The sequence below is a fragment of the Candidatus Limimorpha avicola genome, from assembly GCF_056978975.1.
On sequence record NZ_DBMCYK010000004.1, the window covers coordinates 106131 to 121074 of the forward strand.

Annotated in this window: 8 protein-coding genes; 1 reads left to right on the top strand and 7 read right to left on the bottom strand. The window is 37.8% G+C overall.

Annotated features, from left to right (window positions below):
- The 4 genes from ACZOVS_RS03290 to ACZOVS_RS03305 all read right to left on the bottom strand — a co-directional run bounded on the left by ACZOVS_RS03290 (position 1) and on the right by ACZOVS_RS03305 (position 8306).
- Entirely contained in the window at positions 1–3717 is a 3717-nt protein-coding gene (locus ACZOVS_RS03290; RefSeq protein ID WP_483995804.1) for a TonB-dependent receptor domain-containing protein, read from the bottom strand.
- A gap of 392 nt (positions 3718–4109) precedes the next feature.
- Positions 4110–4856 (bottom strand): LytR/AlgR family response regulator transcription factor, encoded by a 747-nt coding sequence (locus ACZOVS_RS03295; RefSeq protein WP_483995805.1) that lies wholly within the window; start codon positions 4854–4856, stop codon positions 4110–4112.
- Between the two features lie 22 nt (positions 4857–4878).
- A complete protein-coding gene (locus ACZOVS_RS03300; protein WP_483995806.1) occupies positions 4879–7974 on the bottom strand; it encodes a ligand-binding sensor domain-containing protein in 3096 nt (1031 codons plus the stop codon).
- Positions 7974–8306 carry a hypothetical protein gene (locus tag ACZOVS_RS03305; RefSeq protein ID WP_483995807.1) on the bottom strand — a complete coding sequence of 111 codons (333 nt, stop codon included), beginning with the start codon at positions 8304–8306 and terminating at the stop codon, positions 7974–7976. The genes ACZOVS_RS03300 and ACZOVS_RS03305 overlap by 1 nt, the downstream gene beginning before the upstream one ends.
- Before the next feature lie 124 nt (positions 8307–8430).
- Here ACZOVS_RS03305 and ACZOVS_RS03310 point away from each other — a divergent pair, with 124 nt between their 5' ends.
- Positions 8431–8850 carry a hypothetical protein gene (locus ACZOVS_RS03310; RefSeq protein WP_483995808.1) on the top strand — a complete coding sequence of 140 codons (420 nt, stop codon included), beginning with the start codon at positions 8431–8433 and terminating at the stop codon, positions 8848–8850.
- Positions 8851–8928: 78 nt separating this feature from the next.
- Here the strand turns inward: ACZOVS_RS03310 and ahcY are convergent, their stop codons facing one another.
- The 3 genes from ahcY to ACZOVS_RS03325 form a co-directional block, all read right to left on the bottom strand.
- A complete protein-coding gene (ahcY, locus tag ACZOVS_RS03315; protein WP_483995848.1) occupies positions 8929–10308 on the bottom strand; it encodes an adenosylhomocysteinase in 1380 nt (459 codons plus the stop codon).
- Between the two features lie 70 nt (positions 10309–10378).
- Positions 10379–11770 carry an alpha-L-fucosidase gene (locus ACZOVS_RS03320; protein WP_483995809.1) on the bottom strand — a complete coding sequence of 464 codons (1392 nt, stop codon included), beginning with the start codon at positions 11768–11770 and terminating at the stop codon, positions 10379–10381.
- An 11-nt stretch (positions 11771–11781) separates the two neighbouring features.
- Positions 11782–14916 carry a class I tRNA ligase family protein gene (locus ACZOVS_RS03325; protein WP_483995810.1) on the bottom strand — a complete coding sequence of 1045 codons (3135 nt, stop codon included), beginning with the start codon at positions 14914–14916 and terminating at the stop codon, positions 11782–11784.
- Positions 14917–14944: the final 28 nt, after the last annotated feature.

Below are 14944 nucleotides of genomic sequence, written 5' to 3' on the forward strand. Positions count from 1 at the left end.
TTAGAAGTTAAATATCAAACCAACTCTAATTTGACGAGGCTGCGAATAATTAGCTGCATTATTTACATACAGACTGTACAAATCATAGTATGCAGCAGGATCTGTCTGATTCTGAATCTCACGTTGCCATTCAGGGGCTGACAGATAGCCATCATCATCAGGATTACCGGTTGAAGAATAAACACTAATGATATTCTTTGAATTAAGCAGATTCAACACCTGAAGATATACATTAAGGTATGCATCGCGCTTATTCTCACTATCTTTCTTACCAAGTTTAAGGTCAATATCTTTATCAACACGAATATCGAACCTAAATGCCCAAGGAAGACGGGAGCCATAGTATGAACCTTTCAACAGGTTGGTACCAGCTGAGATAGGTGAATTAATATTGCTCTGTGCAGTGTAAGGAGTACCGGAACCACCATTCATGGTAAGATTGAAACCTGTATTGCTCAACCATTGGATAGGTTTCTTACCGGATTTCTCACGTTTTGTGACAGGACCATTATAATCCTTGCCACTTGAGAAACGATAGTCAACCATGATATTGAACTGGTGACGACGATCCCAAGGCATAGGGAATGTAGAACGTAAATTAGGAACACCGGCAGCAATCAGAGCACTCATAGTTGTTGTTGAAGCTCCCGTTGCATTGGTAAACTGCAAGGTATAACTTGCACGCAAACGTACGTTCTTTGTTCTACGAAGGTCGTACGATGCTGTCACACCTTTAACAGTACCGAAGTCCAAATTGCTGTATGATGAATAATCCTTAGGATATGCACCGGTATATCTGTACATCTGTATCATGTTACGAATCTCACGATAGTATGCCGAAATCGTCATTGAAGATGTATTGGTCAACTTCTGTGTAAAACCAAGTTCATAATCTATTGTCTGTGAAGGTTTCAAAGAAGGATTATTGATAACATCACTTATCTGTGAGAAGTAATAATACGTATAAATGTTACAGAAAATATTGGATGGACGCTGTGTCAACACATCATAGTGAGCAAAGAACAACGCCTCGTCCGAAATAGGGAATGAGAATGAAATACGAGGCATCACACTCCATTGAGGATCGTAATCTTTAAATGACAGTGAATTGACATTCTGTTGTGAAGCATCTTTAACCCAAGGAGAAACACCACTACCCACATCCAAGGTCGTTGGGTCGCTGATTTCAGCACCTTCAGCGTTGTACCATACATTGTCGCTACGATAACCGACTATACTTGTAATATCGTCTGTCTTATTGACATACATTGCGAAATCATCACCGATATTATCGGGAACATCAACAACAGTACCGTTATCGAGTGTAATTTGTCCATTCTGGATCTTATCACCTACCGTATAATAATCATAGAGGATATATGGGTCTTTCAACACTTTCTGGTTGGCATCGAAACGGTCAACACGAAGTCCTATGTTGAAGATAAGATCTTTGAATGCAAACTTATCCTGAATGTACCCTGCCATATAAATAGGTCTGAAAGAACCAACAGGACGTGTATAGTTTCCATTCTCGTCCACTTCTGTAAAGAAGTCATCAAATGAAGGTTGTGATTTCAATTTATTTCCAAGGTAGTCATATCCATAATACGATACATAAGAATTACCATCTTGTGTCAACTCATCAGGAGTGAACAGACTGAGATCGAAACCATCGTTAAGATATGCTGTTTTCATCACACCGTTTTCATCATAATACTGAATAGAGTTGTCGTTAAAGTCGTAGGAATCTATGTTAATCCAGTCAGTACCGTTAGGATTAAGACCCAAAGCCTCACGAAGGTTATAATCGAATTGATATTGTGAAGCCTCGTCATATTTTCTATGATATATAATAGTATCGACGAAACCGTCATAGCTAATAACTTCCGGATTGTCGAGATCCAACTGTTCAATATGGAAGTTAGCGAGATTTCTCATGAGATACCACATGCTATAGCCGGAAATGCCATAACCTCTTTCGTTACGTTGTTCATAAGAAAAACCGAGTGTAAGCTCGTGGTTACCTACTGTCATGGCACCGGAAAGGTTAATGGCAAACTGATCAGATTCGCTAAATCCATAATTTGTTTGTATATAGCCAGGAGGAGCATAAAGACCATAAAATGCATTTGGAGAACTACTGTTAAGCAAAGCTCCACCGAGTTCCAAGTCAGTAAAATTTTGGTAATGATTTAAAGGGTCGGTATATAAATCATAATAAGAAGAAGTATAATTTGCCAAAAGCGGGTTAAACTCACTTCTGTCGAAAGTCACCAAAGTATCATAGTCCCATGAGTTAAGCACCCATACATTATCATAATAATGACCGTTTACTGTATCTGAACCGAGTTCATAAGATCTTGTCTTATAAATGGTATATTTTCCAAGATAACCATATTTCCAGATATCATCCCAATGGTCCGGATCGCCGTATGTATAATTATATCGAGTATAGTCAGCCTGCAAGGTATAATAGAAATTCTTGATAAGCGAAGTACTCTCCTGAGGCGTAGGGAATCTCTGTGTAAAACGTCCGTAAACGCGCCATGTCTGACTGTCAGTCAATGCGTTCTTATCCGAGTTAAAAAATGCGTGAGCACGGCTATAGGCATTAGCTCTCGATTTATTGAAAGAACCACCAAAAGTAAGGTTTATGGTTTCGGTAGTACGCACGTTGATATTACCTGTCACTGCGGTACTCCAACCGGCAGTATTCTGTGAGTTCTTAATATATTCCATAGAACCCATTCTGGTATATAGTCCGTTCTGATAAGTACCTGAGCCGGTACCTGATACACGAATAGGATTTTGTTCTATATAGTTAAGCCACTCATCAGTTGCCTTATAATGTCCAATAGCAGAAAGATAACCGTCACGGTCGTAGGTAAACTCGCCGGAAAGGAAGAAACCGAGGAGAGCTGTCTCGCTCTTCTTTCCTTTAATAAGAGGTCCCTGAACGTTAAGACCCACTCTGTTGTGGCCGTAACCGTCTAAAAATTCTGAAGTTTCAAGTTCCACGCCGGCGCCAAAAGTTCTGGAAGGTCCTTTTGTTGTCATGTTGATGATACCACCGGTGGCGTCACCATACATGGCAGGAGTACCACTCAACAGGACCTCGACCTGGTCGATAGCCGATTGAGGAACGCTTTTGGAACCGATAACACGGACACCGTCAACATAATAAACAGTACCTTCGGAACGAGCACCACGCATACTGCCCACTTCACCATCGGAAGAGAAAACACCACCGACACTTGCCGCCACAGCATCAGCTGAACGGTTAGGCATCTTGGCAATTTCTTCAGCGGTAAGAGTAGCACCTACCGAAGTCTGGTCCTTTGAAATCAAAGGCACCTTGTAATCAACAACCTCAACAGCATCCAACATCTCGGATTGCATGCTCATTGAGACGTCTTGGAAAGTGATTTTGTTGGGAGAAATAACAACACCTTTCATAATAAATGTGTTGTAACCAACAAAAGTCGCTTTCAGATCGTACGTTCCCGGAGGAATCGGGTTGATGTCGTAATTACCATCAAAGTCAGAACTCGCACCACCCACTTGTGTACCACCATTCTCAAGAATAATGTTTGCAAATGGAATAGGCTCGCCTGTGTCTTTGTCAGAAATGACACCTTGAAGTCGTCCGACTTGCGCAAGTGCTAACGACCACGACGTCAACACAATGCAGAGGGAAAAAAGTAATTTTCTTAACATACCTTGAATTTTTATGTTATACTACTCAAATTTAGTGCGTTTAAGGGGTTCAAAAATAAAACTTTTTTTAAAATCTGACAAGTAAAATCCCACTTAATACACAAAATATTAATCAACAACGAAATTTTCATTTCTTCAAAGCATTAAAAATAAAGCATTTAGAAAAATTTTCCGGTAAAAATTTTTTTTGTTAAATATTTTTTATGACCGAAAATACTCTTTTTTATCTTCTCTTTTTTTATCTTTTTATAATGCCAGATTATATTTATTTTACTCCTTTTTACTCCAAAATCAGTAATTTTTTATATTTTTTTCATTTTTTATCAAAAATACCACCCACATCTGTCAAATCCCATTACTTTAGCCCAACATTCAAGATTTCCTTTCAAACACTACAAATTGTTTATTATCTCCATTATCTTCTCTTTTTTTCTTCGTGACACCGGTATTTTGCTACCATCAACCATGACAAGCAACATTTCATCACGCAAAAAATTCTTGAGATACTTCACATTTACTAAATGAGACTTATGGGTTCTGACGAAATCATATTCCTCCAACTGTTTTTCAATCTCTTTTAAAGTTTTGGTTACCATAAGGCTACCTCCATCAAGAAATTTAAAAATAGTATAATAGTTGTCTGATTCACAAGAAACTATATCATCTATTGCCACGACATGAATCTTATCTGCCGTTGACAATGTTATCTTTTTAGTTTGTATAGCAGCAGTTCCAATATTTTTCAACAAGACATCATATTGTTTTTCAATATTTTTCTTATGTTTAGCAATTTTTACTTTTTCGACAGCTGCCACCAACTCGTCCGGTGAGATAGGTTTTAACAGATAATCAAGAGCTGCAAAACGTATTGCTTTGATAGCATATTGATCGTAGGCAGTAGTAAATATCACTTCAAAATCAATATTGTCGAGACCACTTAGCAAATTAAATCCACTGCCATCCGGCATTTCAATATCAAGGAACAAAAGGTCTGGATGGTTATTTTGGATAGCGATTCTGCCAGAACGAACATCAAAAGCCTCAGCTACAACCATAACATCGCTGCAATACTGTGACAACAAAGTCTTTAACACCTCTCTCGATGTTATTTCATCCTCAACAATAACACATCTCACCATAATATAAACATTTAATATTCAATTACTCCACTATATTTATCATAACCTCCACCCTTGTCCCTGCAGCATTACCGTCATCGTCATACAAATCTATGATATTGACAAAGTAATCCTCATCGTTAATGGTTTTCATCAGTTCAAGACGTTGTTTGGTGATTTCAATACCATAAGAACGATGTCTTTTCAAAAACATATTATTCAACTCAGCAGCTTTTTTTCTACCAATCCCGTTATCTTCAATAACACACAACAACTTGCTTTTATTCACACGATGGATTTCTATTTTCAGAAAGCCGGGACCTTCTTTATGTGCAAGTCCGTGTATGACGGCATTTTCCACAAAAGGTTGCAACAGCAACGGCATCACATCGACATCTCTGATATCTATATCATCATCTACTTCTATACTAAACGTAAATCTATTTTTCATTCTCATAGATTCCAACTCGAGATATAGACGTATAGACTCCAACTCTTCAAACAAAGTTACCAACTGCTCATGCGAAACAGTGAGCAGACGCCTCATCAATTTGGCAAAACCGGACAGATAAATGGAAGCACTTTTAGTGTCATTGGCAAGAATATAACTCTGAATGCTGTTAAGAATATTAAACAAGGAATGAGGATTTATTTGCAGTTGCAATGATTTAAATGTCAATTTCTTAATCATTTTTTCCAGATTATCCAGCTCCTGTTGATACATAATCCTCTGACGGATTTTTTCTTTTCTATAAAAAACAATCAACAGAAATAACACGAGTATTATCAGCACAACATCTATCCTGAACCATATAGTACTATGCCATTGTGGAAGTATCTGAACAACAAGTTTGAATACTTCTGAATTCCACTGTTTCGATTCACCAGAAGCAGTAAGAAGAAATGTATAAGTTCCTGCAGGAAGTTCTTTATATTCAGCATAACGTTTTTTAATATCGCGCACCACCCAATCCTTATCATAATCAACAAGTTTAAATTTGTATTTTACAGTATTGACTTTATCGATATTTATTGCAGCAAAAGACACATTGAAACTATTATTTATATCCGGCAATGTTATGGTATCGCCATTATGAATACGACTAATGTAATTTTTTTTCTTTGTGGCAAAATCTGTTATTATAACTTCCGGGTTAGTAGCATCTACTTTAACTTTGAACGGATTGAACACGTTAAATCCGTTTATGCCGCCATAAAATATATAGCCATTACTGCTTTGCTCCGCAGCATTTGGAACAAATTCAGTACCTTTGAAATCTATATTATCGCTCATATTCATTATGACACCATATTCCATGTCATATCTTATCATTCCATTATTTGTATTTGCCCATACATTATTATCTTCATCGAATATAATTGAAAACACTAACGGAGCATTAAGTTCCAAACTGTCATTTTGAAGGACAAATTGTTTGTTTTCAATGTCAAACACAATAATGCCATTAATATATGATCCAATATACAAATTACCATCAGAACGTTTACTAATTTTAAACAAGAAATTCGTTGCCATGTCATGTTCTTGAGTTTCTTCCAATCTATAAGTTATAAATTTATCATTACCAGGAGAATACAATGAGAGTCCATCGCTTGTAGATATATAAAGGACCCCATTATCCCATAAGAGGTCCATAACAATATTCGAAGGCAATGAGAAGCTGTCTGAAGGATCATGAACATAGGATTTAACCGTTTTGTTATCAAGATTCAGGAGGAAAATGCCTTTGTTTGATGCAACCCACAAAGTATTTCCAACACCTCTGACAATTTCATAAACTGTAGCATCTGCCAACTCTTTGACATTAAAATCTTCTGTTATATTAAAACACTTTTTCCTATTAGTATCGAAACAATAGAGACCATTATCACAAGTGCCGATCCACAAATATCTGTTCTCATCAAAAAATAAGGTACTCATACGATAAGATTGCAGCGGTTGATAATCCATTCCAAAATAATCGCCCAAAAGAGTAAAAGAACCATTAATGCGGTCAAAGACCAAAACGCCCACGTCGGTACCAATAAAATATTTTGGATCTGCGATCTCTTCAATACACCAAACCGGCTGTAATTTTGTACCTTGTGAATAGTATTTATGAATACTCACAGCCTTATTGTCAACAGATAACGTACCAAGACCTCCAGATGTTGCTATCCACACCACTCCACAGTTATCACAATATAAATCAATGATAAAATTATCAGATAAAATATTTTCATAAACATTTTTATCAACTATGTCCTCTTTATCGAGTGCGTGTAAATTATATTTAAACAAACCATTGCCTTTTGTACCTATTAGCAAATCATTGTCAACAATAATAATTTTCGTTATCACAGGTTCCCTTTCAGCAACAAGAGAGATATTATCATAAGTACCACATTTATAATCAAATTCATACAAACCTATATCAGTACCAACAAAAAATGTATTACCGTCATAATGCAAAATTGTATTTATCGCAATATCAAGAGTATCATTAAGCGTATAACATTCCACATCATTATTTATATCATCATATACTATCAATCCTTTATTTGAAGCTATCATCCATACACTATCAATATCATTGAATATGATATCATTGACGCTAAAGTAGTTCTGCAATTCATTGAACATTATAGGTTCAAACATTTTACTGACAAGGTCATAAGAAAACACTCCTTTATTTGTTCCAAACAATACAAGTCCATTATTGGGACTACTTATTTTTGTAATGATTTCTCCCATCATAGACAGACCCCATGCATTATCACAATAAACATTTGTAATTGCAGAAGTATTTAGATCTATGATAGACAATCCATTATCAGTACCAACAAACAAGCTGTCTCGCGCCACTGATAAACAATTAATCTTGCATTTCATATAACCGGAAGAAGTAAGATACTCATTAAATACATGTTTGTCGAAAGTATTCAATCCGTTAAGAGTACCAAACCAAAGCAACCCATAGTCATCTTGAATGATAGAATAAACAAAATTCGAATTGAGACCATTATCATATATTTTAGGCCTGAGTCCATTGACTCTGTATTCATGACCTTGTCCCGACGCATGTAGAATCTGCGTCATCAACAATGTTAAAGCAATGATATTTAATAATTTATTCACTATCTTGTATCTCTTACACCATCCATTAAAGCATTATCATTCATTTTATTACGATTCCATCTGAAAAACGAAAAGAATGACGATTTTTTCTTAAATTGTTTGTTAAACATTTCACTTTTCATTTTGTTTCTTTTGGCAACAATTTTAGTCTCTTCAGACTGTCTTTTCCAATGTTCTTCAACAGCCTTTTCATAACTAACAGGTTCTACGACCTCAGTTTCAGGAATAAATATATCCTCTTTACCAAGTTTTCTATATGAACGTGATGACGAACATGATGAAATAATTAAGCCTGATAACAATAAAAGTGATATGATTAAACGTTTATACATATATGTAATATTAAGTGCAAATTTACAAAAGAATCTGTAAATCACATAATTTTATAACTATTTTATGATTATTTTAAAGATTTTTTATATTGTCAACAGACAAAAACACATCTTGTTAAAGAAAATGAAAAGATTTTTTTCTATATTGGTTATTATATCATTCTGTACGGTTTCATGCAGAGACACCGGACATGCACCTATAATACCCGACCTTTATATCAATGTAAGCATAAATCCCAATTCCACACAGTATTTCGAATTAAATACCGTTGGTGGCTGGATGTATCTGACAGCACAAGAACCGAGTCGCGGGTTGATAGTTTACAGATATAACTGGGACGAATTCAAAGCATACGACAGACTTTCACCATACGACCCATATAATTGCGATGACAGGTTATACGTGGATTTTCCTTTTGTCATAGATCCTTGTACCGGATACAAATACAGCATTCTCGACGGTTCACTCCTGGAAGGCTCAGGTTATAACTTGATTCAATATTTTACCGAATATGACGGAAACATATTGAGAATCTATAATTAACAATAATTAATATTCTTTTAAGAAAGGCATTCACCAACTCTTTCACGAGTTATGTGAATGCCTTATGATTTCATATTATTAATATCTATAAAATTCTGACTTATAAGGGCCTTCAACAGGAACACCTATATAGTCGGCTTGTTTTTGAGTAAGTCTGGTAAGTTTTACACCTATTTTTGCAAGATGCAATCTTGCGACTTCTTCATCAAGATACTTGGGGAGACGATATACGTCAATTGCATAATTACCTCTGTTTTTCCAAAGGTCCATCTGAGCCAACACCTGATTGGTGAAAGAGTTACTCATCACGAAACTTGCATGACCAGTAGCACAACCGAGATTGACAAGACGACCCTCGGCAAGAATAAATATAGCATTGCCATTAGGCAACACATATTTGTCAACCTGTGGTTTTATATTTATTTTTTTGACATCAGGATAATTTTCGAGTTTACCGACCTGTATCTCATTATCAAAATGGCCAATGTTACATACAATAGACTGGTCTTTCATGACAAGCATGTCTTCAAGAGTAATGACGTCGCAATTACCGGTACATGTCACAAAGATATTGCCTTCTTTAAGAGCATCTTCCAAAGTAGTTACCTCATAGCCTTCCATAGCCGCCTGCAAGGCACAGATGGGGTCAATTTCCGTAATCAGGACACGGGCGCCATAGGATCGCATCGACTTGGCACAACCTTTGCCGACATCACCATATCCCAACACCACAACAACTTTACCTGCCAACATGACATCAGTAGCACGTTTTATACCATCGGCGAGCGATTCACGGCAACCATAAAGATTATCGAACTTAGACTTGGTAACACTATCATTGACATTTATTGCCGGGACAAGCAATTTACCATTTTCCATCATCTGATACAGACGATGGACACCGGTTGTTGTCTCTTCCGACACGCCTTGCAAACGAGTCACCACCTCATGCCAATGACGTGGATTATCATTATATACAGCTTTTATAACGCTCAACAAAGCTTTCTCTTCTAATGACTCCGGCTCAATATTCATCAATGAAGGGTCATTCTCACAATCATATCCTTTATGTATCAACAAAGTAGCGTCGCCACCATCATCTACGACAAGGTCAGGACCATTGCCATCCGGGAATGTCAAAGACCTCAAAGTACACCACCAATAATCTTCCAATGACTCACCTTTCCATGCAAATACAGGAGTACCTGTCTCAGCTATGGCAGCGGCGGCATGGTCTTGTGTAGAGAAGATATTACAACTAGCCCAACGCACCTCTGCTCCAAGGGTCTTTAGTGTCTCTATCAACACGGCAGTTTGTATTGTCATGTGCAAAGAGCCACTGATACGAGCTCCGGCCAGAGGTTTCTCTTTTCCATATTTCTCACGCAACGCCATCAAGCCAGGCATCTCATGTTCCGATACCTCAATTTCTTTTCTTCCCCAATCTGCGAGCCCCATATCGGCTACAAGATAAGGTAAGTTTCTGTTTTTCAATTCTTCTTTCATATTCAAATCTTTAAATATCAAATTATTTCTTCATTTCAATAACAACGGCATGTTGCAGCGGTACTTCCTCATCCACCGTTATCTGATACCCGGTTTTTGTCCTTGACAACATAGCCTTAACTTTACTGCCTTTTATCTTCAATCTGCCGGTTTTGAGTTTTTTTATTCCATTAATATTAATAAGGTGTGGAAACAGTTCATCTTCTTCCAAAAGCACTATGGCATATATTGTTCCATCTTTGCCTTGTGTATAACGCAGATTACCGTCACTATACGGATAAACAGGCCTACTGTCATAGATGGCATCGCCATTGACACGCATCCATGCACCTATTTCTTTCATTCTTTTTACTGCATCTTCCGGTAATTTTCCATCCGGACCGGGACCCACGTTAAGAAGGAAGTTCCCTCCTTTAGCCACAATATCTACAAGATAATGTATCAAAACATTAGTGGATTTATATTCATCGTTTTTGTTATAAGACCATGAGTTACCCATTGACATACAAGTCTCCCATGGATATGGCAACAAAGTATCGGGGATCTGTTGTTCCGGAGTCATATAATTCTCATATTTACCATGCACAGTTCTGTCAACTATTATCAAGTCGGGATTATTCTCACGTGCCATGGCCGCGATTTTAGGCATATCGATATCCTGAATCCAGCCATTACAACCAAGCCATTGTCTATATTCGTCAGTAAGACTGTTCTCCGGACGTATCCAACCGCCATCGAGCCATAAAATGTCTATATCACCGTAATTATGAGTCAATTCTTTAATTTGATTATAGGTAAAATCGCAAAAACGCTGCCATCTCTCAGGATAAAGGGAGGGATCGTAATTGACATTTTTGTCCGGTGTAGCCCATTCCGGTGCCCAATAGTCCTGATGATGCCAATCTGCTTTTGAGAAATACAATCCTGTCATAAAGTTCTTTTTACGAAAAGCTTTCAGCAAGGCAGCAGTAACGTCAGCATATTTATTGGAAGAGAAAGGACATGAAGCATCGGTAATACTGTATGAAGTCTCTTTAGTGTCAAACATACAAAAGCCATCATGATGTTTGGCAGTAAACACCACATAACGCATTCCTGCCTCACTTGCCACAGAAGCCCAATAATCAGGGTCAAAATCAACAGGATTAAAGGTTTTGTTCAATGCCTGATAATCGCGGACATAATCCACATAGTTAGCTCCATGCCTGTCAATCCATGGCTCGCTGCATATAGACCATGACTCCACAACACCCCATTGAGAATAAAATCCCCAATGTATCATAAACCCGAATTTAAGGTCTTGCCATTCCGATAACTTTTTAACAATCAAAGAATCTGTCTCTCTTTCCTGCTGTGCTGACGCAGTCAGCGACAAAATCACCAAAACACTAAAGAGCAACTTTCTGAAAGACATAATATCCGTCATTAAGCAACAACAATATTAATAATTTTCTTAGGTATGATGATAACTTTCTTTATAGATTTTCCCGAAACCCATTTCTCTGCTTCAGGAGCTGACAAAACTGCAATTTCCATAGCTTTGACATCCATATTCAAAGGCAACTCCATATCGAAACGTTTTTTACCATTGAAAGACACAGGATATACGAAACTGTTTTCTATTACATACAGTTCATTAAACTCTGGATAACATTGATTTACGACACTGTCATCATGTCCGAGTTGATGCCATAATTCTTCAGCTATATGAGGCGCATAAGGAGATATCATGACAGCAAGAGGTTCGAGAACAGATCTTTTATTACATCTCAAATCACTCAATTCATTGACACATATCATAAATGCTGACACTACGGTATTGAAAGACATACGTTCTATATCATCAGCCTCCTTTTTAACAAGTTTATGCAATGCTTTGAGTTCCTCTTTTGTTGCAGGTTCATCGCTGACGCAGAAATCACCATTCTCATTAAAATACAATCTCCAATATTTGCGAATGAAACGGAACACACCTTCAATACCCTGAGTATCCCATGGTTTAGACTGTTCAAGAGGACCGAGAAACATCTCATAAAACCTCAATGTATCGGCACCATATTTCACTACCAAGTCATCCGGATTCTGTACGTTATATTTTGATTTTGACATTTTCTCCACTTCCCATCCGCAGACATATATAGGATTTCCGTCTTTGTCTTTTTCAAAGATGAATTCAGAACCTGCGAGGTCGTCTCTCCATTTCACAAACTCCTCGACATCGAGAATATCATTATGTACCATATTGATATCCACGCGGATAGGGTCACTATAATATTCTCTCCCCGGAATATTTTTCGACACGAAAAGATTAGGATACTCTATTGTGTCAATACCTTCAAAAGCGGGCACTTTCTTACCTGCCACAAGGTTACGAATTTTTTGTTTTACCACTTCAAAATCTTCGTCCATGACGACCTGACGTATAGGTATGAGCAACAATTTACATCCAAGTTCCTTAGCTATATTCTCGTATGCTTCTTCCAGTTTCTCCAGAGAAGATACCTTTTTTATCTCTATGATAATATTTTTCGATTGGCAATAGAAATCGAATCTGCGGCGACCAGCTTTGAAGTCACGCACGAAAGTGACACCCAACTTATTGTCTTTCAAGAAGTCCCATACTCTATATTCTGCCATTTTCTCAAAATTGACACGATATACGAAGTTGGAACGTCCTTGTATCATGCCTTGATTTATCATCTTCCTGTAAGGCTCATCTTTACATGACACACCTATATCGAACAAAAACTTATTCCAGAAACGGCTGTAAATAAGGTGTCCTGTTGCATGTTCAGCTCCGCCTATATAAAGGTCCACTTGTTGCCAATACCTGTCAGCCTCTTCGCCAACGAGAGCATTGTCATTATGGGGGTCCATATAACGCAGATAGTAACCGCTTGAACCGGCAAAGCCAGGCATGGTATTGGTTTCTATGGGATAACCTTCTTCAGTGACCCAATTTTCGGCACGAGCCAAAGGAGGTTCACCATTCTCTGTAGGTTTAAATGCGTTGATGGAAGGCAATTCAAGAGGCAGTTTATCTTCATCGAAAGGATATGGCATACCATCCTTATAATATATAGGGAACGGTTCTCCCCAATAACGCTGTCGACTGAAAATAGCATCACGAAGACGATAGTTGGTCTTGCCTTTACCTATGCCGCGATGTTCTATCTCCTTTATCATGGCGAGTATAGCCTCTTTCACCGTCATCCCGTTAAGAAATTCCGAGTTGATCATTACACCTTCCTTGGCATCGAAAGACTCCTCCCAATTAGACGTATCAGTATTATTATCAATATCCTTGGCAACCACTTGAATCACCGGCAAATTAAAATGACGAGCAAAGGCAAAATCTCGGCTGTCATGAGCCGGCACCGCCATGATAGCTCCGGTGCCATAACCCATTAATACATAATCGGCAATCCATATCGGTATTCTGTCACCATTCATGGGGTTAATAGCATAGGAACCTGTAAAGACTCCCGATACTTTCTTAACCTCCGCCATACGTTCTCTTTCCGAACGATTTCTTGCCCACATCACATATTCTTCCACATTTTCTTTCTGGTCGTCGGATACGATATCATTTATAAGAGGATGTTCCGGTGCCAAAACCATGAAAGTCACTCCGAACAAAGTATCGGCACGTGTAGTAAACACCTCAATGTCAATATCTTTATTTTCGACTTTAAAAAAAAGAGAAGCTCCCATGGATTTGCCTATCCAATTACGTTGTACATCCTTAATAGATTCATTCCAATCCACTGTATCAAGGCCCTCAAGCAGTCTATCTGAATATGCTGTGATACGCAAAAGCCACTGTTTCATCTCCTTGCGTATTACAGGATATCCTCCTCGTACCGACAATCCTTCCGACACCTCGTCATTGGCAAGCACAGTACCAAGTTCCGGACACCAATTCACCATAGTATCGGCAAGATAAGCAAGACGATAATTCATCAGCAACGACTGTTGTTCCTTCTCCGTCATATCATTCCATTCATCTGCCGTAAAAGAGATCTGTTTTCCGCATGCCACATCGAGGTCTTTAGTGCCATAAATGGAAAAATGTTTGACAAGCTCTTTTACAGGTCTTGCTTTTTTTTCATGATTACAATAATAAGAATTGAACAGTTGTATGAACGTCCATTGTGTCCATTTATAATAGGAAGGGTCGCTTGTTCTGACCTCACGGTCCCAGTCATAACTGAATCCTATCTTATCCAACTGTTCTCGATATCTGTTGATGTTCTTCTCAGTAGTAACAGCAGGATGAGTTCCTGTCTGAATGGCATACTGTTCTGCAGGAAGTCCGTATGCATCATAACCCATGGGATGCAAGACATTAAAACCTTTCAGTCTTTTGTAACGGGCATAGATATCTGATGCTATATATCCTAACGGATGTCCCACATGCAAACCGGCTCCTGAAGGATAAGGGAACATATCCAACACATAAAATTTAGGTTTATTTTTATCTATTTCTACTTTATATGTGCCATTATCACGCCAGTACTGCTGCCATTTCTTTTCTATCGACTCAAAATTGTAATCCATAAAACAACATTAAAAGAGAGCGGGGCTT